This window comes from Leucobacter luti (assembly GCF_019464495.1).
In the GTDB taxonomy this organism is placed as follows: Bacteria; Actinomycetota; Actinomycetes; order Actinomycetales; family Microbacteriaceae; genus Leucobacter; species Leucobacter luti_A.
The window spans coordinates 73,349-95,922 of the sequence record NZ_CP080492.1 but is presented as its reverse complement, the minus strand read 5'-3'; the positions used below and the strand labels follow the sequence as shown (position 1 = coordinate 95,922).

General features: G+C 64.1%; 26 protein-coding genes. 7 read left to right on the top strand and 19 right to left on the bottom strand.

Translation table 11 applies throughout. From position 1 onward, the window contains the following. Positions 1 to 54 precede the first annotated feature (54 nt). Positions 55 to 744, top strand: a complete 690-nt coding sequence (locus tag K1X41_RS00475) for an HAD family hydrolase (protein ID WP_220175060.1) — start codon at positions 55 to 57, stop codon at positions 742 to 744. A 174-nt stretch (positions 745 to 918) separates the two neighbouring features. Then, on the top strand, positions 919 to 1,485 hold the full coding sequence (locus K1X41_RS00470; protein WP_220175059.1) for a hypothetical protein: 567 nt from the start codon (positions 919 to 921) through the stop codon (positions 1,483 to 1,485). 80 nt (positions 1,486 to 1,565) lie between these two features. Here K1X41_RS00470 and K1X41_RS00465 read toward each other — a convergent pair whose 3' ends face one another. Both K1X41_RS00465 and K1X41_RS00460 read right to left on the bottom strand, forming a co-directional pair. After that, entirely contained in the window at positions 1,566 to 2,192 is a 627-nt protein-coding gene (locus K1X41_RS00465) for a hypothetical protein (RefSeq protein WP_220175058.1), read from the bottom strand. 92 nt (positions 2,193 to 2,284) lie between these two features. After that, positions 2,285 to 2,737: a MepB family protein gene (locus K1X41_RS00460; RefSeq protein ID WP_220175057.1), complete on the bottom strand. Its 453-nt coding sequence runs from the start codon at positions 2,735 to 2,737 to the stop codon at positions 2,285 to 2,287. A 127-nt stretch (positions 2,738 to 2,864) separates the two neighbouring features. Between K1X41_RS00460 and K1X41_RS00455 the strand changes: the two genes are divergently transcribed. After that, on the top strand, positions 2,865 to 3,611 hold the full coding sequence (locus tag K1X41_RS00455) for a DNA methyltransferase (RefSeq protein ID WP_258566590.1): 747 nt from the start codon (positions 2,865 to 2,867) through the stop codon (positions 3,609 to 3,611). A 30-nt stretch (positions 3,612 to 3,641) separates the two neighbouring features. Here K1X41_RS00455 and K1X41_RS00450 read toward each other — a convergent pair whose 3' ends face one another. From K1X41_RS00450 to K1X41_RS00440, 3 genes are all read right to left on the bottom strand, one after another. Next, the gene (locus K1X41_RS00450; RefSeq protein WP_133617460.1) at positions 3,642 to 4,157 is read right to left on the bottom strand and encodes a mycothiol transferase; all 516 of its coding nucleotides are present in this window, start codon (positions 4,155 to 4,157) and stop codon (positions 3,642 to 3,644) included. Positions 4,158 to 4,240: 83 nt separating this feature from the next. Further along, the gene (locus tag K1X41_RS00445; protein WP_220175056.1) at positions 4,241 to 5,215 is read right to left on the bottom strand and encodes a diaminopimelate dehydrogenase; all 975 of its coding nucleotides are present in this window, start codon (positions 5,213 to 5,215) and stop codon (positions 4,241 to 4,243) included. A gap of 567 nt (positions 5,216 to 5,782) precedes the next feature. Continuing rightward, complete coding sequence (locus K1X41_RS00440; protein ID WP_133617462.1) at positions 5,783 to 7,378, bottom strand: isocitrate lyase; 1,596 nt, start codon at positions 7,376 to 7,378, stop codon at positions 5,783 to 5,785. A 331-nt stretch (positions 7,379 to 7,709) separates the two neighbouring features. Here K1X41_RS00440 and K1X41_RS00435 point away from each other — a divergent pair, with 331 nt between their 5' ends. Together K1X41_RS00435 and K1X41_RS00430 are read left to right on the top strand one after the other, a co-directional pair. Next, complete coding sequence (locus tag K1X41_RS00435) at positions 7,710 to 8,045, top strand: hypothetical protein (RefSeq protein WP_220175055.1); 336 nt, start codon at positions 7,710 to 7,712, stop codon at positions 8,043 to 8,045. A gap of 39 nt (positions 8,046 to 8,084) precedes the next feature. Then, positions 8,085 to 8,447 (top strand): iron chaperone, encoded by a 363-nt coding sequence (locus tag K1X41_RS00430; protein WP_220175054.1) that lies wholly within the window; start codon positions 8,085 to 8,087, stop codon positions 8,445 to 8,447. A gap of 113 nt (positions 8,448 to 8,560) precedes the next feature. Here the strand turns inward: K1X41_RS00430 and K1X41_RS00425 are convergent, their stop codons facing one another. The 14 genes from K1X41_RS00425 to K1X41_RS00365 all read right to left on the bottom strand — a co-directional run bounded on the left by K1X41_RS00425 (position 8,561) and on the right by K1X41_RS00365 (position 21,641). Next, positions 8,561 to 9,181, bottom strand: a complete 621-nt coding sequence (locus K1X41_RS00425; RefSeq protein WP_220175053.1) for a Type 1 glutamine amidotransferase-like domain-containing protein — start codon at positions 9,179 to 9,181, stop codon at positions 8,561 to 8,563. A gap of 1,138 nt (positions 9,182 to 10,319) precedes the next feature. Further along, positions 10,320 to 10,550: a hypothetical protein gene (locus tag K1X41_RS00420; RefSeq protein WP_220175052.1), complete on the bottom strand. Its 231-nt coding sequence runs from the start codon at positions 10,548 to 10,550 to the stop codon at positions 10,320 to 10,322. A gap of 14 nt (positions 10,551 to 10,564) precedes the next feature. Beyond that, entirely contained in the window at positions 10,565 to 11,557 is a 993-nt protein-coding gene (locus tag K1X41_RS00415; RefSeq protein ID WP_220175051.1) for an SRPBCC family protein, read from the bottom strand. Further along, positions 11,554 to 11,799 carry a hypothetical protein gene (locus K1X41_RS15265; RefSeq protein WP_258566589.1) on the bottom strand — a complete coding sequence of 82 codons (246 nt, stop codon included), beginning with the start codon at positions 11,797 to 11,799 and terminating at the stop codon, positions 11,554 to 11,556. Before K1X41_RS15265 ends, K1X41_RS00415 begins: the two co-directional genes overlap by 4 nt. Before the next feature lie 214 nt (positions 11,800 to 12,013). Then, complete coding sequence (mutM, locus tag K1X41_RS00410; protein ID WP_220175050.1) at positions 12,014 to 13,000, bottom strand: bifunctional DNA-formamidopyrimidine glycosylase/DNA-(apurinic or apyrimidinic site) lyase; 987 nt, start codon at positions 12,998 to 13,000, stop codon at positions 12,014 to 12,016. 4 nt (positions 13,001 to 13,004) lie between these two features. Next, positions 13,005 to 13,649, bottom strand: a complete 645-nt coding sequence (gene rnc / locus K1X41_RS00405) for a ribonuclease III (RefSeq protein ID WP_243642856.1) — start codon at positions 13,647 to 13,649, stop codon at positions 13,005 to 13,007. Positions 13,650 to 13,758: 109 nt separating this feature from the next. Further along, positions 13,759 to 13,962: a 50S ribosomal protein L32 gene (gene rpmF / locus K1X41_RS00400; RefSeq protein WP_130454348.1), complete on the bottom strand. Its 204-nt coding sequence runs from the start codon at positions 13,960 to 13,962 to the stop codon at positions 13,759 to 13,761. A gap of 13 nt (positions 13,963 to 13,975) precedes the next feature. After that, a complete protein-coding gene (locus tag K1X41_RS00395; RefSeq protein ID WP_258566588.1) occupies positions 13,976 to 14,590 on the bottom strand; it encodes a YceD family protein in 615 nt (204 codons plus the stop codon). Then, on the bottom strand, positions 14,590 to 15,084 hold the full coding sequence (gene coaD, locus K1X41_RS00390; protein ID WP_132202958.1) for a pantetheine-phosphate adenylyltransferase: 495 nt from the start codon (positions 15,082 to 15,084) through the stop codon (positions 14,590 to 14,592). Before coaD ends, K1X41_RS00395 begins: the two co-directional genes overlap by 1 nt. 44 nt (positions 15,085 to 15,128) lie before the next feature. Further along, positions 15,129 to 15,884: a response regulator transcription factor gene (locus K1X41_RS00385; RefSeq protein ID WP_220175049.1), complete on the bottom strand. Its 756-nt coding sequence runs from the start codon at positions 15,882 to 15,884 to the stop codon at positions 15,129 to 15,131. Continuing rightward, on the bottom strand, positions 15,881 to 17,281 hold the full coding sequence (locus K1X41_RS00380) for a sensor histidine kinase (protein ID WP_133617468.1): 1,401 nt from the start codon (positions 17,279 to 17,281) through the stop codon (positions 15,881 to 15,883). Before K1X41_RS00380 ends, K1X41_RS00385 begins: the two co-directional genes overlap by 4 nt. A 121-nt stretch (positions 17,282 to 17,402) precedes the next feature. Next, positions 17,403 to 18,296, bottom strand: coding sequence for an ABC-2 transporter permease (locus K1X41_RS00375; RefSeq protein ID WP_220175048.1), 894 nt, complete (start codon positions 18,294 to 18,296; stop codon positions 17,403 to 17,405). A gap of 75 nt (positions 18,297 to 18,371) precedes the next feature. Then, positions 18,372 to 19,283: an ABC transporter ATP-binding protein gene (locus K1X41_RS00370; RefSeq protein ID WP_132202950.1), complete on the bottom strand. Its 912-nt coding sequence runs from the start codon at positions 19,281 to 19,283 to the stop codon at positions 18,372 to 18,374. Between the two features lie 171 nt (positions 19,284 to 19,454). Then, positions 19,455 to 21,641, bottom strand: a complete 2,187-nt coding sequence (locus K1X41_RS00365) for an ATP-dependent DNA helicase RecG (protein ID WP_220175047.1) — start codon at positions 21,639 to 21,641, stop codon at positions 19,455 to 19,457. 65 nt (positions 21,642 to 21,706) lie between these two features. On the opposite strand from K1X41_RS00365, the gene rsmD reads away from it, so the two are divergent. Next, positions 21,707 to 22,345, top strand: coding sequence for a 16S rRNA (guanine(966)-N(2))-methyltransferase RsmD (rsmD, locus tag K1X41_RS00360; protein WP_133617471.1), 639 nt, complete (start codon positions 21,707 to 21,709; stop codon positions 22,343 to 22,345). A gap of 22 nt (positions 22,346 to 22,367) precedes the next feature. Further along, the gene (locus K1X41_RS00355; protein ID WP_220175046.1) at positions 22,368 to 22,562 is read left to right on the top strand and encodes a hypothetical protein; all 195 of its coding nucleotides are present in this window, start codon (positions 22,368 to 22,370) and stop codon (positions 22,560 to 22,562) included. Positions 22,563 to 22,574: the final 12 nt, after the last annotated feature.

Below are 22,574 nucleotides of genomic sequence, written 5' to 3'. Positions count from 1 at the left end.
GGTGGGAGCGCGACCCCCGCGCTTCACTCGACCCCCACAGAGAGAGCACCCATTTTGGCTACTCACGTCTACTTCGACTTCTTTGGCACACTGGTCGACTACGATGCGTCGGTCCACCCGGCTGCCGTCAATGCGCCACACGAATTTGCACTCCGACATGGGTCAGCCATCGACGCTCACCGCGCGAGCGGACTGTGGCAGACAGCGTGGAGCGCAATGGATTCGACCGCGGAGCACACAGGTCGGGAGTGTTCACTGCACGAAATCGCGGACAGGTATCGTGAACTCGCTGAGATCCCGCCGGTCGCGGATCAGGAGCTTGATACGTTCGTGGCCGCATACCTCGACGCCTGGACCGCGAACATTCGGCTCGCACCCTCGGCCGCGAGCTGCGTCGACGATCTCGCGGCTGACCACACACTCAGCATCGTGAGCAACACCCACCACGCGCCACTCGTGCCAGAGTTGCTGGAGCGATTCGGGATCGCCGGGTACTTCACTGACGTGTTCACATCGATCGAGATTGGCTGGCGGAAGCCGCGTTCGGAGATCTTCGAGACCGCGCTCTCTCGTCACACCATCACCGGAGCCGAGGCAGTGTTTGTCGGGGACAACTGGGCCGCAGATATCGAGGGTCCGCGCGCCCTCGGCATGACCCCGTTCTATGTTGGCCCTGCAACTCCGAACCGCACACCCGTCAGACTGGCGGAGCTGCCGGCGCTGATCCGCGCCACTGACGCGTAGCGCCGCCGCCTCGGACGGCTGCGAATGACAGCTCATCGGAAGGCTGCGGAGCACGAATGCGCAGCGTTTTCCCCACAACTCCGAGGCCCCACACGGGTACACGAATGTACTAGTACACTCGTACTAGTGGGTCGCTGCCGCGCACCCGCACCTGAGCGCGATCGGAGCCATGACATGTCCGCCGACAACCGACCGCTTCGACCAGTTCGCGGGTGGGATCTGCTCTGGCGTGGCTCGTTTGCCGCGCAGCACGGTAATTCCGAGTACGTGATCGATGTCGACTATTTCGACTTCAGCGAGCGGATTCACCTGTATCGTGACGGCGCACTCTTCGACACCAAGAAGTCACCGGCCACATTCGCACTCAACGCGGACACTGCAGTGGTGGCAGCGATGTCCCTGTACGGCATGAAGCGTGTCGACCTCATCGATCGGGCACGCGGGGTCACGACCCACTTTCAACCGCGCGCGGGCACCGCTGAGGCCTGGCGCGCTGCACTCGCCCGGAGGCACCCCATGCTGAGCAGGTGGATCGGTATCGCGTCGTGGACGGTGCTCGCGTGTGCCGCGGCCACGCAACTCCCGGTGCTCTTCAATTCGAGTCTCGCGCAGCTCACCGGGTCCCCGCTCCCGCAGCTGGAACTCCCCATCTGGCTCAACACCATGCTCGGGATCGCCGGCCTGCTCGCTGCGCTCGACCGTGCTCTGCAGCTCAAGTACAACAGGTGGCTCGATGACTAGCTACAGTCCCCTGTGCATCATGACACCGAGCCCGTGGGCCTCGTGACCAAGAGTCCTCTCAGCGAGCTCGACCCACCGGATTACTCCAGGAACTCGGGGCGCACCTCGGCGATGCCATCGAGTTCATCTTGCACACGCCCCCACAGCTCCATACCGCGGTCGAGCCACCCCGGTGGGAGCGTCTCGTCATCCTCATCACGCTCACCCCACTGGGCACTCCAGGCACTCAGATCCGCGGACAGTGCAGCGCTCAGGCCGAGATCTTTCCCGTCGAGGTTGTAGTCGTCAGTGCCGTTCTCCCACAGCGGCGACCCAGTGCCCCACTCTGGAAAGAGCCTGATCAGTCTGAGCCCATTCGGAAGGGTCGGAGTTTGGCCCTGCTCTGCCTGCGCCGCGAGATATCGGTCTTGCATTTCCCCGCGCCGCCGCCAGTCCCGCGCAGAAACCGGCGCACGACCATAGTCCATCCCGGAGAGCCAGAGCAATCCTGGGGCACCACTGTCGTCGCGCTCCAGAAGCGCGAGGGACCACAGCTTCGAATCTTCCTGGGCCACCACACGCACCGTTTCCCACACTTGCTCGACCGCGAGGTCTGGCAGATCGTACGTAGCAGCTTCGTTTTCCGGCCCGGAGAACACAATCACGCGGTAGTGGGGGTCGTCTCGCTCCCACTTCAGCACTGAACTCTGTGCACTCGAAGATTCCATAGCCAAATCCTAGCTGACGGACTGCGCGCTGCGCGGGCGCATGACGCGAGCTGGCGCTGGCGCACGATGTGCGCGGCGCACCCCGGAGCAACTCACCCCAGCAGCGTCTCAAACGCTCCCGCTTGAGCGCGCTGCGTGCGCGTCGCCTGCGGATTCAGGCCGGCGCTCCAGCTGGGGTACACCCGGAAGCCGCGCTTCCCTGGGTGCCGAGCTGAACTCACCACTCCCAGCTCTTCGAGTTGCAGGGCGGCGAATCTGAACACGCCAAAGTGCTCGCCGTCACGCACAAACACCAGCAATCCGGCACAGTCATCATCACCCCCAAATGGCTCCGTACGCCCAGCGGCGTCGCGTCGCCACGCCGCAACGAACGCGCCCGGTTTCGTCGGAGTCACGTGCGCGGTGCGGATTCGCCACCGCTGCGCTCCCAGCATCACCGTTCCCGATTCGTACTCACCGCGTTGCTCCTCCGCGCTCGGAAGCCCCGGCGCACCAAAGCTGTCACCCACGATCGTTACCCAGCGGTCAAACGCTTGAAATGCCACTCGGCCACTCTACGTGTCCGGACCGTCACCCCCGCCATCACCCAGCCCGTGCATCACCGGCGCCACTCACCGCGAGCGCCACGGCCGGGTGCGCTGCGAGGAACTGTCGCGCCAGAGTAAGCTGCGCATGATGACTACGTCGGGACAGCGTGCGATGAGGACGATCACCGAGGCTTCGCCCCTTGATCCTCAGTTGCGCGCGCGGCACCGCACGTTTCTCGCCGAGCGGCCAGCTGGCGCCGATGAGGACGTGCACATGCTCGCTGCTCTCGTCGACCACGTCGTGGAGCGGTGCAGCACCCCCGGCGAGCTGGTGTTTGATCCGTTTGCCGGGTTCGGGACCACACTGGAGCGGGCAGTCGCGCTCGGACGGCGGGCGCTTGGTATTGAGCTCCTCCCGGAACGCGTGGCGCTCCTGCAGCAGCGCGTACCTGACGCGCAGGTTGAAGAGGGTGACGCTCGCGAGCTGCTGAGCATTGTGCATCGCACGTTCCTCGCAGATTCCCGGATGCACGCAGACCTGGTCCTCACCTCACCGCCCTATATGACTGTGGCGCACCACGAGGCCGATCCGCTCACTGCCTACGAAGAGGACGGCGGAGACTATCGTCGATACCTTGCTGAGCTTGGACTCGTCGCGGCCCAGTGCGCACGCCTCGTAAAACCGGGAGGGTACGTGGTGTGGAACGTCGCTGACATCCACCACATGGGCGAAACAACGCACCTGATCCGCGACTGCGCCCAGGCGCTCGGGCGACACCTGGCGTCGGTGGGAGTCACACACATCGAGTGGGACCGTCATCCGCACGACCTCGTCGCGGACGCGCTGCTCGTGTTTCGGCGGCCGGGGCACTCACGGGACGCGGAAGGGTAGACGCGCCGGAACTGGGCGGTGTCGCCCAGTTCAGTCCTCGAATGCGCCAGGCCCCATCCCGGTGAGGTAGGTGGCCTGAGCGACGTGCTCGGCCGCATCGACACTGATGCTCACGAGCCGCGCGGCCAGCGTGACGGGTGGCTCCCACCCCTCATCCACAATCCGCCCCAGCTCCTCCTCATCGAGCCCGGCGACGTATTTCACCTGCGCATCAATTGCCGCACTCAGATAGGCAAGCAGGAGCTCAGGATCCCGAACCACCACGGCCCTCGCCTGCTCCGAGGTGTGACCGTAGCCGTGCTCGTGCGCGCCGACCTCGAGCCCAAATCGCTCAGCAAACCCCGCCGCGAGCCATACGGATTCGCCGCCTGTGAGATCCACGATCTGCTCGTCAATCTCCCGCCCAGCGTGCCAGAGCAGCCACGCAATCGAGTTGTCATGGTGCGGATGCGCGTTGAGCAATTCAGGAGTGAGCGCCCCGCGCAACTGCTCAGCAGCGTCACCGGGGCGTTTCGCAAGGTCGATCAGGATCTCAGTGGAGTTCATGCCTGCCACTGTAAGACTTGGAGCTGGCCGACGCCACAACAGCGTCGTGTCTGAGTCGGTTCGGGGCCGGGAGCCCGGGAGCGCTAGAGCAACTCTGTACGCAGTTCGGCAGCGGTCTTCGGTGAGAGGAGGCCGGGCGCAATATCGAACGGCGTCTTCGCACCGTAATCCCCCGCTGCGGCGAGACGAGCAGCGGCACGCGCATACGCGACGAGCACACTCGAGGTGAACTCTGGGTTCGAATCGAGTTGGAGCCGATACTCAACGGTCTGGGTCACGCCGGGCGAAGATTCTCCGCTGCGGATCACAAATCCCCCGTGCGGCATCCCCCTGTGATCCCGCGCAAGTTCTTCTGCCGTAATGAAGGTCACCGTTGTGGCGTACGGTTCAAAGTAGTCCGGCATCGTCACAATAGCCTCGCGCACTTCCTGCGCGTCCGCCCCGTCTTCGAGCACCACAAAGCACTGGCGATCATGCTTCTCTCGCGTCGTGAGCTCGGGCTGCTCCCCCGCGCGCACGCGCTCGATCGCCTCAGAAGCGGGGATGGTGTACTGCACCGCCCCAGCCACGCCGGGGACTCTGCGCAGTGCGTCCGAGTGCCCCTGGCTGAGGCCGCGGCCCCAGAACGTATATGTGGCACCCTGCGGCAGGATCGCTTCGCCGTACAGGCGATTGATCGAGAACAACCCCGGATCCCACCCGGTGGAGATCACTGCGGTCGTGCCAGCAGTCCGTGCGGAGGCGTCAACCGCGGCGAAATGCTCGGGGATCCGGGCATGGGTGTCAAAGCTATCGACGATTGTGAACTGCGCCGCGAGCTCCGGACTCTGCTCAGGAAGGTCGCTCTTGGATCCGCCACAGAGCACCAGGACGTCAATCGTGTCCCGGTAGTCTGCGAGCGCTTCGAGCGCAAAGACCGCGGCTCCGCCGGTCGCAACCGCGGCGGGGTCTCTGCGAGTGAAGACGCCCACCAGCTCCATGTCGGGCTGCAGCGCGATCGATGTTTCCACCCCTCGCCCGAGGTTTCCGAAACCGACGATGCCCACACGAATACTCATAGCTGAGTTGCCTTTCTTCGCCGCCCATCACTCGGGTACGGCACGCACGCGGGCCCGAGATCACGAGCCGCTCCGTTCATGATGACCGGGATGTTGACTCACGGTCAACTCGGGCGCGCGATGGAATGACCGGTCACCGAGAGTGGATACGTGCTGATCTCCGCCGCAGCTGCCGGGAGCACTGTCCAGCACCCCACGGCAATGCTCGCAGGCGCCCTCCATCCAAGCGGGACGCGGTACGAGGTACGCGCCTCGTCACGTTCGACGAGGAAGACACACGGGCCAGGTCGCTCAGCAGGAAAGGCCGGTGTAATCAATACAGCGCAAGATCCCCGGAGATTCCGTGGACTCAGAAGGGATCCCGAACTCAGCAGCTCACACGAGCGCAACGGAACAGTCTGTGCTCCCGCCGTCTCGACAGGCCGTGACCTTAGCCTGGGCCGCGGGGCATGCATCGGGCACCACAGTGGGGAACGCAGGGGGGAACGCGGCAGGGAACGCTGCCTGCGAATGCACGCACCAACGGGGGCCCGGCCGAAACCGAACCCCCGTCGAGTGTGTGAGAACTTAGTTGAACTGGTTCATCGTGTTGTCCTTGCCGCCAGCCTTGAGCGCTGCATCACCGGCGAAGTACTCCTTGTGGTTGTCGCCGATGTCGCTGCCTGCCATGTTCTGGTGCTTGACCGTGGCGATCCCCTGACGGATCTCCTGGCGCTGCACGTCGCGAACGTAGGTGAGCATGCCCTCGTCGCCGAAGTAGCCCTTCGCGAGGTTGTCCGTGGACAGCGCTGCCGTGTGGTAAGTCGGCAGGGTGATCAGGTGGTGGAAGATTCCGGCGCGCGCCGAGCCCTCGCTCTGGAAGGTGCGGATCTTCTCGTCGGCGAGCTGCGCGAGCTCGGTGCCGTCGTAGTCCACGCTCATCAGCTTGTCACGATCGTACGCCGACACATCCGCGCCCTGCTCAGCGAGCAAGTCGTAGGCCTGCTGGCGGAAGCTGAGGGTCCAGTTAAAGGAGGGGCTGTTGTTGTAAACGAGCTTCGCGTTCGGGATGACCTCGCGGATCCGATCCACCATGCCTGCGATCTGCTCCACATGCGGCTTCTCAGTCTCGATCCAGAGCAGATCGGCACCGTTCTTAAGTGAGGTGATGCTGTCGAGTACGCAGCGATCCTCGCCGGTGCCGGGGCGGAACTGGAACAGGTTGCTAGCGAGACGCTTCGGACGCAGCAGCTTCCCGTCGCGCTTGATGACGACATCGCCGTTGCCGAGATCCGACTCGGAGATCTCCTCGACATCGAGGTATGAGTTGTACTGATCACCCAGGTCGCCCGGGGTGTGGCTGACGGCGAGCTTCTGCGTGAGACCGGCGCCGAGCGAGTCGGTGCGAGACACGATCACGCCGTTGTCAATGCCCATCTCGAGGAAGGCGTAGCGGATTGCGTTGATCTTGGCGATGAAGTCCTCGTGCGGCACCGTCACCTTGCCGTCCTGGTGGCCGCACTGCTTCTCGTCGGAGACCTGGTTCTCGACCTGGAGTGCGCAGGCACCGGCCTCGATCATCTTCTTGGCGAGGAGGTAGGTAGCCTCAGGGTTGCCGAAGCCGGCGTCGATATCGGCGATGATCGGCACGACGTGAGTTTCGAAGTTGTCAATCTGCGACTGGATGAACTCAACTGCCGTCTCGTCGCCAGCGACACGAGCCTCGTCGAGCTGGGTGAAAAGTAGGTCAAGCTCACGGGCATCGGCCTGACGCAGGAAGGTGTAGAGCTCCTCGATCAGAGCGGGCACTGAGGTCTTCTCGTGCATTGACTGATCCGGCAGCGGCCCGAACTCAGAACGAAGCGCGGCAACCATCCAACCCGAGAGGTACAGGTAGCGCTTGTTCGTGGTCTTCAGGTGCTTCTTGATCGAAATCAGCTTCTGCTGACCGATGAAGCCGTGCCAGACACCGAGCGACTGGGTGTAGACCGAGGAGTCGGCGTCGTACTCTTCCATGTCGCGGCGCATGATGTCTGCGGTGTACTGCGCGATTTCGAGGCCAGTCTTGAAGCGGTTCTGTGCGCGCATTCGTGCGACGTGCTCGGGGTTGATCCGATCCCAGCTCGCACCGTGCTCAGCCTTGAGCGCTTCAACGGCTTCAATGTCGTTCTGGAATGCAGTCATGGTGACTCCTTTGTAGTGAATGCCAGATCACGAACTCGGTGACCTTCCTGGGCTACTTCTCACTCTGCACCCTCAAACGATGCCACCCCTGCCAAATTGAGGGTGAAAATTACGAGTATTTCTACTCAATAGAAGAATCCGCTGACGCGAACCCCTTCGTCCAGCCTGAATCAGCCCCGCCCAGCGGCGGGCGCCGGCCCCCGCCCCCGCTGAGGCCCGCAATCGACGGCCTCCCTGGGAGATGACGTGACCCGTTGGCCCTTCGTCCGCGAGGCGCGAAGCCGACTCCTCAGCGCGACATTCTGTCCGGGATCTGGGAGGATGGGGATCGATGCGAGATACGGGGATTTCATCGAGGGTCGGGAAGCGCGGCTTCTGGATCATGGTGGTCGGTGTGGGGCTCAACGCGCTCGCGATTCTTGCGTGGTCGCTCAGTGGGCCGCTCGTTCCCGGAAGCGCGGCACAGATTGGGCTCATGATTGCCGCGTTGATCGTGCAGGCTGGCGCCGTCGGCTGCTTGCTCGCTGCCCTGCTCGTCGGCATCATCGCTCTTGCCAAGAAGGCACGGCCCGTGAGGTGGGCCGTCCTTGCTCTGTTAGGAATTCCCCTGACACTTGCCGTATCGCTGGTTGAGGTACTGATCCTGCGGTCAGTTCTGGGCCTGTAGCGTCAGCATCTGCGGTTGCTCCGCAAGTACACTCAACGTATGGCTAGCCAGGCGAAGAGCATTGATGAGTATCTCAGCACGCTAGAACCTGCACGGCGCGATGAGCTTGAGCACATCCGTCGCCTCGTCACCAGGCTCGTGCCAAGCGTTGAAGAGTCCATGAGCTACGGGATGCCAACTCTGAGCTATCGCGGCAGAGCGCTCGTGTACTTCACCTCTTCCAAGAAACACTTGAGCTTCTACCCGTCCTCATGGGCCATCGAGGAGCTTGCCGACCGACTGGTGGGGTATCGGACAACGCAGCACGCGATTCAGTTCACTCTCGACAAGCCCCTCCCGGACGACCTCATGGAGGACCTGGTTCGCGTGCATCAGCGGGAGATCGACGTCACACGGCAGTAACTGCTGCGCCTCTCGTTTCACGGTGCCTGAAGCCGAAGCCTGCACCGTGACCTCCTGAGCAGGCAAGGACCAAAGCGTCCCCGCTCAGCTGGCTCGGGCGCAGGTGAAAGCGCTTAGGGCGAGGGAATCACCCTGGCACCAGTGGGACCCACCCGGAGAGCCTGATCATCATTCAAGGTCAGGAGCGGGAACTGCTCCCCGTACGTCGAGATGATGCGCTCAATGAGCGCGATCGGATAAGGCGGAATCTTGCCGTCAGCGTGCGGGATGATGACGCGGTCGATCAGCCCGAGACCCTCATCGCTCGTGAGTCCCACGGCAAGGGTGCGATCATCAAGCATCTCCACGGGGGTAATCGATGGCCCAGCAATCACTGACCCCGCACTGCAGCCGATGTAGGGCAGGCCCGCACGCACACGTTGCGCGAGCACCTCGCCCGTGCCATTGGACCGCAGTGCTTCAAGCAGCACGAACGTCTCTCCTCCCGCAACGTACACGGCGTCGCACGTTGACAGTTTCGCGGCGAACGCGTGCGCGTCTGCATCACGGGCGCGAATTTCCATCACCTCGTGCCCCAGATCCCGCACGCCGTGCAGCTCTCGCTCTGCAAAGGGCATGCCCTCAGCCGCATCACTGATGTAGCCAAGACGGAGTTGCCGGGTGAGCGTTCCCACGCACTCGCTCAGGAACTCAGGGACCGCGCCGAGGCTGATCGAGAGCAGCAGAAGATTCATGCGGCAACGCTACCAACCCCCTCTGACACTCGCACGGGGCACAGAGTCGGCAAGGAATCTTCCGCGCGTTCCCCGCCGGGGGTTGGTGTCCTGCGCTGCCACCGCGGGCAGAAGTGCGAGAAGCGACCACCGATCGGCACCGCGGGCCAAAGAGGGACGAGCGCCCCCAAACGGCACGCGCCGAATAGGACCACCGCAGTGCGGACAGGACCCTCCCCCGCGTCCGTGCGCATTTAGGGAGTGCGCGAAGTGGTCCCACTGCCGCGGAAAAACACATTGACTGACATTCGCGAGCCCTAGTCGGCAGGGAACCATAGACATCTTGGTCAGGTCATCAATTGAGCAGGACGGGTCTTTTCGTCTTCAATGCCAAAAGGCACCTCATGAAGCGCACTGAGCCTGGATAAGGTGCCCTAAGAGGCGCAAAACGGCTCGACCACGTGTCCAATCGATCGCAGGGGCTTTAAGCTCTGTCCCACCAACATGAATGCAAGGAGGAAGCTGCAGTCAACGCGCAGCGGGAGCTGGAAAGTCGATCTACGCAAGGCCAGTTTTCCAACTGACGACGAACCACGCGTGCCGACAGGATCAAAACCAGTTGATTGTCCAATGAATGAGCACAACCCGCTACCGCAGGTTCAGACGCTGCCGAATATTAGCGGCTAATGCCAATCGGTTTAGATTCGGAGAAACAAAGTCAACGCGGTATCCACTGCCACTGTCCGCACCCTCGGCTGTGACGCTGGACGAGTCGACGACGTGACCGGCAGGCTTGAACGACGTTGAGGCCACGGTAGCTGGACGGGCATCGCAGCCGAGGGCCCGGTCAGGTCGATATCGCCGTGTTTGCAACCTGTTTGGGCGCGCTCGCGTGGAAGAGTCGTGGCCTGGAACTCGCAATCGTCCTGCACTCGACAAACAACTTCATACCCTTCCTCCTCCTCCCTTTCAGCGTTTCGTCAGTTGAAGAAGAAGCCGTCGACCCACGCATGCTGTTTGCCCTCTGCGAACGACTCTCGGGGTCACAAGGACCTGCTCTGGATCTGGGTATCACGCGGGTACGGGCTACGCTTCTTTCGACCAGCGACCAGCTGGCAAGAGTTGGTGTGGGGCAGCAGCGAGTGGGGGGGTGCCTCGGTCAGTGTGTGTCGGCGTCCGCGCCTGTGACCTCAGCCTGCGCTGACCAGGCGGTCGCAATAAGGTAGGCACCACCGAGGCAGCTCAACCAAGCTGCTCCTTGGAACGCCCAACCGACGAGTGTGCTGCTGGTTGCCCATACGCTGAACGGCTCGTGCTGCCGGTAGAACAGCCATACGAACAGCAGGCCAATCATCACGAGGCCCAGGAGGACTCGTCCGATACGTCTCATCGTGTCCTCCATGCTTAGCGGAACGTGCGGCTAATGCCGCTTCCGAGTTGTGAGAGCTGCATCCAGAGCACGAACCGGAAGACGGGGCGCATCACGAAGCCCAGGAACGGGCGGCGGGGGCGGTTCGGGTTGCGTTCCCAGGCGAGGGCGAGGCGGAGCTGTGTGCCACCGGCTGCATACTCGAGCTCGACCCTGATGCGGCGTGCGTTCGCCTGCGGTGCGTCCGGGTAGGTGAAGCGCCACTCGATAAATCTCGGTTCTTCATGTGCGACGAGTTCAACTTGCTGCGTGACGAAGCCGGGCTTCATCGGAATCGGTTTACCGTCGGGCCGCTCGGTGCGGGCGAGTGCCGTCCAGGTCTCGCCGGCCTTGATCGTCAGTGGCGCACCTTCGACGCTTCCGATGCTTGGTTCCCACTCTGGCATCCGCAACGGATCGTCGAGTAGTTCCCAGACCCGTTCAGGAGACGCAGGGACGAACGCTTCAGATGAGCCGGAAAGCGCATCAGCGCGAACAAAGCGCTGTGGCTGGTGGACAGGATAGCGATGTGCCTCGTCCAGCTTCTCGGTGACTGCCTCCGGGGTGGCTCCAAGCCGTTTCAGAACGGCCTCGATCATGCCACTAGATTCCGAGACGAGTTCACGAAGCACGGCTGACGCGTCGCCGCACTTCCCGGTCTCACTCGCGCGCTTGAAAACGCCGAGTGCGCGTTCACTCCATTCGTACCCGTTCGTCTCATGAAACACGATCTTGCCCGACCCAGGCGATGTCAGTTGAATGCCCAGAGCCGCGAGGTGGTCGGCATGCTGTTCCGCCACCGCCTCACGTGCAGTATCGAGCGTGATGCCAAAACTGCGCAGCACCTGACCCGCAATCTGCTCGTTCAGCACGAGAGCGATCAGCAGATGATCGATATCGGCAGTGCGCTGACCGGCGCGCGAGGCCTCCTCCATGGCGGCAAGCGAAAGGGTATGCGAGGTACTGGCGGCGGCAGTGAACTTACTCACGTTCTCCTCCTAGGAACGGGGATGACCGGGTCGATCCTCTTCGCGTACTTCTTGTGCGCCGCTTGACGAGAAACGCCGAGGGCGTCCGCGATCTCCTGCCAGCTCATGCCAGCCAGAAGCGCGGCCTCCACCTGAGCGAGTTCCAGCCGCTCAGTGAGAGTGCGTAGCGAAGCGACCGCTCTGAGCCCGGAACGAGGATCACTGGTATCGGCGGCAGCGCTCGCGACTTGGGTGGATTGCATACTTAGCAACCTACATTGACAGCATTCTGCTGTCAACCTAAGTTGCTAGGCAAAGCAAGATTGGCGCTGGCGTAGGCGTCAGTGGCATCGAACGCGACTCGACATACACCTAGCTCTCACCCACCCGCGAGGCACTATCTCGACCATCCATCTAACTTGAGCCCGCGCCGGATTCGACAGGTTGGAATAGTGGCTTGAGCAGCCCAAAATAGTACTAACGGGCCAAGCGTTGACACCGCGAGCAAAAGTGGGACGAGCGGCCCCCAAACGGCACGCGCTTAATGAGGCCACCGCAGCGCGGACAGGGCTCTCCCCCGCGACCGTACGCGTTGAGCGAGTGCGCGAAATACCCGGCCTGCCCATTCACGTTGACGTACTGCTCATCGAAGCTCGTGCCGCCTTCTGCAAGCGCCTGTGCGAAGACGTCTCGCAGCGCGCCGAGCAGTGACGCGAGCTTGCGCACGCTGATCGCGCGGCCAGCGGTGTCGGGGTGCAGCCTCGCTCGCCACAGCGCCTCATCGGCATAGATATTGCCGACGCCACTGACCAGTGCCTGATCCAGGATCAATTTCTTAATCCCAGAGCTGCGGGATCGCACCGCCGCCACGAACACCGCATCATCAAAGTGCGGATCGAGCGGATCGCGCGCGATCCGTGCGGCCTGCACCGGGAGGAGCGATCCGTCATCGGAAGTTGGCGTGAGACGGTCGAGGGCGAGCGAGCCGAACAGGCGCTGATCCGCGAAATCGAGCCGCAGCTCGCCGTGATCCGGGTGTTCGATCCAGAGCCTGATCCGCACATGGCGATCGTCCTCCGCCGCGGTGTCCCGCAGCAACAGCTGCCCGCTCATGCCGAGGTGCGCAAGCAACGCCCACGGCTCATCGGGCACCGCTTCGCCTGAGCCAGACCCAATTCCTGCGGTGGATCCGCTACGGGCGACTGGGACCCACATGAACTTGCCTCGCCGCTCGGGCGCTCCGAGCTGCAGCCCGGTGACGCGCCGTTCAAAGTCGATGGCGCGCTCAGCGGCGGCTTCCACCGGCAGCGTCACCCCGTGGCCGCCGAGGCCATCATCCCCCGACAGCAGCGCGTGGCGCTTGAGTGCGCGCGCATCCCGCACCTCAGCGGCAATCACGCGCGCACCGGTGACCGCTGGCGCGAGCCCCGCGCGCACCACCTCAACTTCAGGAAGCTCTGGCACGACGTTAGCGACCGCGCGGGCGCAGCCTGGTCACCGCATCGCGCGCGGCTGCGAGTTCAGCGTTCTTCTTGCTCGTGCCGGTGCCACGCCCCGTCACACCATCAACAGTGACGCGCGCGGTGTAGCGGCGGTCGTGATCCGGCCCGGATCCCACCGTGTCGTAAGGTGGGTGCGGGAGACCGCGCCTGGCGGCCTCCTGCTGCAGCGCGGTCTTCGGATCAAGCGCATCCGTGAAGCGATCCGGATCCACCAGCAGTGTGTCCATCAGCGCCAGCACGAAGCGCTCAGCCTCGGCAGCCCCGGTGGACAGATAGACGGCGCCAATGATCGCCTCAACGGAGTCTGCGAGGATTGAGTCCTTCTCGCGACCGCCGGTCAATTCTTCGCCGCGTCCCAATCGCAGCACGGCCCCCATGTCAAGCGCGCGCGCGACCTCCGCAAGTGCAAGCGTCGACACGAGCGCAGCGCGGCGCTTCGCCAAGTCACCCTCGGTCAGCTCAGGGTAGTCCCGATACAGCTTGACAGTGACAGCCTGACCAAGAATCGAATCCCCGAGGAACTCGAGTCGCTCATTGTGCGGCGCGCCCCCGTGCTCGTAGGCCCACGAGCGGTGAGTCAGCGCGAGCTCGCGCAGTTCAGGCTCAACCACAACACCGAGAGAAACGAGAAAACCGTCGAGGCCGCCCTGAGGCGGCCCCGACGGTGAGTCCCGGTCGGTGTGCGGGAGCGACGTATCGTCCCCGTTCACGCGATCAGTCTTAGACGTCAGCGACCTTGCGGCCCTTGTACTCGAGGAACAGGGGGGTGCCCTGCGAGTCCTCGACCACGCGAGCGCGGTGCGGCAGGCTGTAAACAGTCTTGCCGTTTTCTTCAGTCTTGACGAGCGTGGGAACAATCGCCTTCCACGCCGAACGACGGTGACGGGTGTTCGAGCGCGACATCTTCCGCTTGGGAACAGCCATGATGTTCTCTTTCCTACTTGCTTACGGACCCGGGGTGCTCCCCCGCGCCAGGATCTACTTCAACCGTGACAGTGTCGGCGACAACGCTGGTGTCAAAGCCAGCCAGCGCTGCCCACCGCGGATCAAGATCCACATCGGCAGCCACTGCAGCCCCGGCCTCGCGCAACTCACCGGACTCGGGATCGAGTCCCGGGCAGTCCGGGCGACACACAGGCTGGAACGGCAGTGCAAGCACTACCGCGTCTCTGAGCGGGGGTTCAAGATCCACGTGATCACCGTGAACCCCATACTCATCGGCCTCCGTAGGAGTATACGCGAAAAGCTCCTGAAACTCGACTTGAAACGGCGTGGTGAAATCTTTCAGGCAGCGACCGCACTGTGCGTGCATGGTCGCGTTCGCCTCGGCGGACACCAAGATGCCCTCGTGCACGGACTCCAGCCGGACATCAAGTTCAAGCTCAGATCCGGCAGGAATCTCGGCGAGCGCCTCACCAAACTTCTCCGGGAGCACGATGGTGCGCGACCGCTCGCGCATCTCGCCTGGCCGGTTCATGATGTCGCGAATATTCTCTTCGAACACGCGCATTGCGCCACTCCCCTTGCCTGCGGTCTTGCTCTCCCCCGGCATCAGGCGGGCCTCGTCTTATCCAGGAAACGCGCCACAGCGGGTGGCACGTAGGGGCTCACATCGCCACCCAGCGAAGACACTTGGCGGACGAGCGTGCTCGACACATGCGCGTGCGCCGGATCCGGCAACATGAACACCGTCTCGACACCGGCAAGGCTTCGGTTCATGAGCACCATCGGGGTCTCGTAGGCGACGTCGATCTGCGATCGAATCCCCTTCACGAGCACAGACGCGCCCACTTCAGTGCAGTAGTCAACGAGGAGCCCGACGGACCAGGAGGCGACCAGGATGTTATCCGGAATCTCCGGGTCCTCCGCAATCGACTTCTGGATCAGGCCGACCCGTTCAGACAAGGGAAGCATCGCATCCTTGCCCGGGTTGTGGACGACGAGCACGTGCACTTCATCAAACACACCAGCTGCGCGCCGGATTACGTCGAGGTGCCCCAGGGTGACGGGATCAAAGGATCCCGGGACGACAGCGATCTTGGTCATGTTCCTAGCCTAGTGTGCCCGGTCAGGAATATTCCTGGATCCCCTTAGAGCCCGTGTTGTTTCGCAAAGATTACGGCGTGTACGCGATCGCGCAACTGGAGCTTCGCCAGGACTCGTCCGACGTGGGTCTTGACCGTAGACTCCGACAGGAACAGCTCAGCACTGATCTCGCCATTGTTTTTTCCCTCTGCAATGAGGCGAAGCACATCCAGCTCTCGCTCCGTGAGCACGCCCAGCTCGGGCGCGGGAACAGCGGGAGCAGCGGGGGCAGCGGCAAATCCGCGCGCGGCGAGCCCGTGTCCTGAGGCGGTGGGAGCTGAACCGGCAGCATCTGAACCGGCAGACAGTCCACCCGACGCACGGAGCTGCTCGAGCATTCGCTTCGTCACGCTCGGGGCCATGGCCGCGTCGCCCGAGAACACACGGCGAATGGCGTCAACGAGTTCGGTCGGGCGTGCGTCTTTCAGCAGGAACCCACTGGCACCCGCCTGGATCGCCCCGGTAGCGTACTCGTCGAGATCGAAAGTCGTCAGCACCAACACCCGGACGGCCGGGAAGCGCTCTACGACAGCGGCGGTCGCTTCGATCCCATTCATCCCCGGCATGCGCACGTCCATGAGCACGATGTCGCAGCCGGAGCCCGCTGCTTCGAGGCGTTCCAACTGCGCGAGTGCAGCACCGCCGTCAGCAGCCTCCGCGACCACTTCGATGCCCTGTTCACCGAGGAGAACTAGGCGAAAACCCGTGCGGATCAATTCCTGATCGTCGACGAGCATCACGCGAATAGGTGTCTCAGTCATTTCATTCCTTCTTCTGCGGTGTCTGAGGTGTCCCGGGCCGTCGGCGCACCCGTGCGTGCCGCTGCACTGACGGGCAACACGGCCCAGAGCCGCCAGCCGCCTCCTGAATGGTCAGGCACGGGACCTGATTCGATGTGTCCGCCGAAGACGCGCGCACGTTCGCTGAGACCGGCAAGGCCGCGGCCGGATCCCATCCCGGCGAGCGGCCGTGTCGTTCCGGGTGCGCGACCGAAGTCACGCACTTCGACGCTGGTGCGATCGGGCAAGCTGTTCACCAGCACTTCGGCCCGCGCCCCGGTGCCCGCGTAGCGCAACACATTCGTCAGGGCTTCCTGCACCACTCGATAGACGGCCAGTTCTTGGCCACGGTCACCCGACGCTTCGCCAGTGATCTGCAGCCCCACTCGAAGTCCCGCATTCGTGAACGTCTGGACGAGTTCTGGCAGCTCTTGCACGCCCGGCTGAGGCACGAGATCCGGTTCCTCTTCCGTCGTGTGCAGCACACCGAGCATCCGGCGCATCTCGCCGAGTGCAGTCCGCCCAGTTTCGGCGCTGCGCTGCATGGCGTCCGCCGCGGCAGCGGGCGCCGTTTCAGCGGCGCGTGCGGCCCCCTCAGAGAGCGCGATCATCACCGACACCGAGTGCGCGACGATATCGTGCATTTCGCGCGCAATCCGGGATCGCTCCTCGGCTACCGCGAGCTGCGCGAGCTGGTGCCGCTCGCGCGCAAGCTGGTGCGCCCGGTCGATAATCGCCTCGAGATAGCGTCGCCGGTTTCCCAGGTTGATTCCAAGCATGAGTATCGCAAGCATCCAGAGTGCACTCAGCAGGCTGAGTCCGATGAATTCGGTTGGCGAACTCACCATGCCGCTATCGCCCATCACGACGCCGCCCGGCCCAGCTTGGCCAGGGCTGCTGTCTCGCGCACGCTGCACGTCGATACCAAATTGCAGCACGGTCCCGACGAGTGCGACCCCGTACCCGATCCACCCAGCCGGCACGCTCCGGTACACGGGAACCGCGTAGATCATGAACAGCAGTGCCACGCCGTTGGCGAAGCCCTGTGTGCCCTGCTCGCCGAACATTGCGAGCACCACCACGATGAGCCCGCCGAGCGGGTAGCGCCTGCGGAAGAAGAGCGCGAGACCGATTGCCCCGACTCGCAGCACCGTGAGCGGCCACAGGGGCCAGGCGAGGTGAGGGGGAATCCCAAACCAGGTTTCCGGCTGCCCGCTTTCCCAGTGCGCCGCGCCCAGCAGGTCGAGCAGCACTCCGAAGATGCTTCCGATCCCGAACCACACGACGATGAATACATCGACCACGATGGGGTGCGCGGCGAGCGCGCGGCGGATCACGCCTGGCGGTCGCGGCAGGCGCACTTCAGCTTCGGTGATCACCCTCTCACCCTAACTACTCAGGCGGGATTGTCGGCGCGGATCGCTGCGCACGCACACAGCTGCCTGCACGCGCAGCACAGGTCCGGGGCGGCCACGCTGCCCCGGACCTCACGCGTTCGAGCTATCGCGCGTCGCGGCGTTGGAACAGAATCGCGGCGGGCACCACCGTGACCGCGGCCCACACCAACATCGCGATCAACGCTCCCCAGTAGCTCGGACCCGCAGCGACCTCGGTGAGCCCACTCGCCAAAGTGCTCCCGAGCGGCGTTGGGAGGTAGCTCATCGCGACCCCGACCCAGTCCCAGTTCGTGATGCTGAGCACCTGGAACACGATCGGAAGCACGAAGGTGACGCCCGCTACGACCGCCACACCCCCAGCAGTCGAGCGCAGCAGTGCGGCGATCCCGAACGCAAACAGGGAGATCAGCACGAGATATGCGATCGTTCCGAGTGCGCCAGAAATCACCACGCCGGCGCCAAGCGCTGCCGCGGACGGCGGGTAGAAGAGCACTGCAATGCCCAGACCGCCCAGGACAAGAGCAGCTGCGGTGAGGCCGGAGACGACGGCCAGCAACACGGCTTTCGCGAGGTAGACCGGGCCGCGCTTGGGCACCGCAGTCAGCGTGGAGAGGATCATGCCGCTCGAGTACTCGCTCGAGATCGCAAACACGCCCAGCACACCGAACACCAGCGCCAGGAAGGGGGCGGACATGGTTGCCGCGAAGAGCAGGTAGCCCTGGAGACCGGCATCGCCAGGACCGAACATGTCACCCATGCCGCCAGCGTTCATCTCACCGCTCCAGAGTGCCGCGATCAGCGTGCTCATGGCGAGCCCGCAGACGACGGTGATGAGCAGCGTGAGGCGAATGCTGCGCAGTGACGTGAATTTGATTCGTTCACTGCGGAATACACCCCCGAAGGTGTGACCAGAGCTCGGTGCTGGGGTCTGCCTGACGGACCGCGGGGGCCCGGATTCGGGGGCTGAGCTTGCGTCGATGAGAATAGTGGAGGTCATGATCGTAGTCCCTTCAAAGGGTGTGCTGGGGCGCCTGGAACACCGTCCTGGGCGCGGGGATGCTTGGGGGCGACGCTAGGCCGCGGCGTACTCCAACTCAGTCCGTGTGAGTTCGAGGTAGGCGTCTTCAAGACTTGCCGCGAGTGGGCTGAGCTCGTGCAGCACGATCCCGTTCGCCGCCGCGACTCCGCCGATTTCTGCCGCGGTCAGCCCGGTGACCGTGAAGGCCTCGTCGCCCGCGGGCTCGAGCGCCGCTGAGGCATCCGGCCCTGACATCAGGAGTGAGGCAAGGCGAGCTGCCTCCGGGCTCCGTACTGTGACGCGCACCTCACGCCCAGCCGAGATGAACTCGGCGATCGGGGCGTCTGCAACGACTTTGCCACGTCCGAGCACAATGACGTGATCGGCAGTTTGCGCCATCTCGCTCATGAGGTGGCTGGACAAGAGCACGGTTCGGCCCTCACTCGCGAGGTGGCGCACCAACTGGCGCACCCAGAGCACGCCATCCGGGTCGAGGCCGTTGACCGGCTCGTCGAGGATCAGCACACGCGGATCTCCCAGCAGCGCGGCAGCGATCCCGAGCCGCTGGCCCATCCCGAGCGAGAAGCCGCCGACACGCTTATTCGCGACGGCCCCGAGGCCTGTCTGATCCAGCACTTCTTGGACGCGGCGCTCCGGAATCCGGTGCGTGGCCGCGAGTGCACGCAAGTGGCTTCGAGCGCTGCGGCCCGGGTGCACTCCCTTCGCGTCGAGAAGAGCCCCCACCTCGTGCATGGGTGCTGCCAGCTGCGAGTATTGACTTCCGTTGACCGTCACGGTGCCCGAGGTCGGCCGGTCGAGTCCCAGCATGAGCCGCATACTCGTGGACTTCCCAGCCCCATTCGGGCCGAGGAACCCCGTCACCTGCCCCGGTTTGATCGTGAAGCTCACGTCGTCGACGGCGAGCTTCGTACCGTACCGCTTACTCAGGCCTCGTGCCTCGATCATGGTGCTCTCCTTGAATCGTGTGCGCCGAAATTCGGCAGTACATCCAAGGTATTGACGGGGACAGTTCCGCACATCAGTCGGCAGTGCCTGAGGCGGTGGTACCTGGGTATGATCTTGCGCGGCTCACCACTGACTGTCCGTGCCAGCCGCGTGCTGGCCACGGCAATTCAGCTACGACTTCGCGAGGTTGTCGAGCGCGCCAGCGGTCCGTTGCCGCTCGAGCATTGCCGCCAGTTCCGGCGCAGATGTGAGCTCGGGATCTTGCTCGAGCAGCGTCGCGGCGACCTCGCGCGAGTGCACTATGAGTTCACCGTGCTCCGCCACGCGGAGCAGCCGCAAAGTCGAGCGGCCCCCGGACTGCTCCGTACCGAGAATGTCGCCCTCGCGGCGGAGCTGCAGGTCGACCTCGGCGAGCGCGAAACCGTCAGCCGTCTCCGCCACGGCGTCGATGCGCGCGCGAGCGGTTGAGCCCTGTTCTGCGCGCGTCATCAAGAGGCACAGACCGGCGTGGGAACCGCGGCCGACACGACCGCGAAGCTGGTGCAACTGTGAAATACCGAAACGATCCGCGTCGCGCACGATCATGATCGTCGCGTTCGGCACATTGACTCCGACCTCGATCACGGTCGTGGCGACGAGGAGCCGGATCTCACCATCGGCGAAGCCCCGCATGACGCTGTCTTTCTCTGGGCCAGGCATGCCGCCGTGCAGACCCGCAATCGGGAATTGCGCGAAATCGGCTCTGGCCCGCAGCTCGGTCACCGTCTCCTCGACGCTGGAGAGCGGGCGCTGATCAGTGGCCTGCGCGTCTGGCGCGTCAGCCAGCGGGTCAAGCCCGGGATCAACCTCTCCTGGTGCGATCGCCGGACACACCACATAGACCTGGCGTCCAGCTGCGAGGTCCTCAGCCGCGCGAGCCCAGACCCGCGCGGCTCGGCCGGGCATCTCAATCTCAGGCACCGCAAATGTTTCGATGCCGAGACGCCCGGGAGGAAGTTCACGGATCGTCGTGACTTCGAGATCCCCGAACGCCGTGAGTGCAACTGTGCGTGGTATTGGAGTCGCCGTCATGGCCAGCACATGCGGCTGAGACCCCTTGCGCCGCAGGGTCTCACGCTGCTCGACACCAAAACGGTGCTGTTCGTCCACCACGATGAGGCCGAGGTCCGCGAACATCACTGACTCCCCCAGCAGCGCATGGGTGCCAACGGCAATCCGGGAGGCGCCAGCTGCGAGAGCGAGGAGCGCCTTCTTGCGCTCCGCCGCCGGCATCCGACCGGTGAGCAAGACGGGGTGGAGCTCAGCCGCGAGTTCCGGGCCGAGCGCCTCTGTGATCGAGCGAAAGTGCTGTGCCGCGAGCACTTCGGTGGGAGCGAGGAGTGCGCTCTGCCCGCCACCCCCTGCGACCTGGAGCATGGCTCGCAAGGCGACGAGAGTCTTGCCGGAGCCGACCTCGCCTTGGAGGAGACGATGCATGGGGTGCGGAGCGGCGAGGTCCGCCGCAATTTGCGCGCCTGCCAGGCGCTGGTCCCCCGTGAGCTCAAACGGGAGTGCAGCGTCGAATCTTCGCAGCGGTTCACTCTCACTGGGCCACGCAGTGCTGACCTCCTGGGCAGAGCGTCTGCGGCGGTCGAGCAGCGCGAGCTGCAACTCGAAAGCCTCACGGAAGCGGAGGCTGTCGCGTGCTGCGTGGGCGTCCGATTCACGCTGCGGTCGGTGGACCTGCTCAAAGGCGCGGTGCAGTGAGATGATTCCCTCCTGCCGCAGAATATGTTGCGGCAGCGGATCGGGAACCGTCGACAAGGAATCGAGCACGACACCGAGGGTCTTTTGCACGGTCCAGCTCGCCACTTTCGCGGAAGCTGGATAGATCGGCACCGGAGTTTCCGCCCAGGCTTTCGCTGCGGCTTCGTCAAGCTGGCTCGCTCCGGGCGCTTCGTCCCGATTCTCGAACAGCTCGTAGTTCGGATGCTGCAGCTGGAGCTGGCCCTGATACGCAGTGACCTTCCCGCTGAAGATCCCGCGCCGCCCCGGCAGAAGATCGTGAGCCCTGAATTTCTGATTGAAGTACGTGAGGGTGAGGATCCCGTTGCCATCCGTGATCTTGGCTTCAAGGATGCTGCCTCGACGCTTCGCCATTTCTCGAGAAACCGTGCTGAGCACTTGAGCGACCACTGTGACGTGTTCGCCCAGCGGCAGATCTCGCAACGGCGTGAGTTCACCTCGCCGGGAGTACCGCCGCGGCAAGTGCCACAGCGCATCGCCCACAGTGAGCACACCAAAACTCTTCTCCATGGCTTTTGCCGTAGGCGGGCCCACGACGGGAGCGAGCGGGGTATCGAGGGCGACCTGGGGCATGCCTCAAGCGTAGCGGCGACCACCGTCAAGATACGGAGCCGGCCGCAGCGCGGTACGCTCAATGGGTGACCAGAGTAATCGCGGGAGCCGCCGGATCATTGCGCCTCGAAGTGCCTCAGGCGGGGACCCGCCCCACCAGCGACCGAGTGCGGGAGGCAATCTTCTCGAGGCTCGAAGCATGGGATCTCATTGATGACACGCGCGTACTCGACCTCTATGCGGGATCGGGAGCACTCGGGCTGGAGGCGGCCAGCCGCGGCGCGCGCGAAGTCACCCTCGTGGAGAAAAACCCGCAAGCCGCACAGGTGGCAACGCGTAATCGGAGCACCGTACTCACCGCGTTCCGTGACGGTCACGCACCCCGCATCACCGTCGTGCGGCAATCGGTGCAGGGCTTCCTCGATAGCGCCGGACACACCTCAGACCCGGACTCGGCGCTCCCCGCGTCTTCGATCTGGGACGTTGTCCTGCTGGATCCGCCCTATGACCTGAGTGAGGCCGAACTGACGGCGAACCTGAGTGCTCTGGTGCCACTCTTGGCTCCTGGCGCTTGTGTGCTTGTTGAGCGCAGCACGCGCACTCCGGAACCCGGCTGGCCCGAGGGTCTCAGCCCGCTGCGGGAGAAGCGCTACGGTGAAACCGCACTCTGGTGGGCGGAGCCGAGCACCGAGGCAGAGGCTGACCACTCACTCGATCTCCTCTAGCAATTGGCTGCGGCAGCACCTCATGTCAGTCAACGGCAAGATTCAACATATTGCCGCGAGCGACGTGTCCACGCTCACCGACCCATACGGTGTGCGCGGGGCGCCGAGCTACAGCGCCGGCTACAGCGCCGGCTTGATGAAGTGCGCAACGAACTCGGGCGAGGAGAACGCCGCACATCATCACGCCCACACGCACGTGGGCCCCGGGATCTCCTGATCCCGGGGCCCA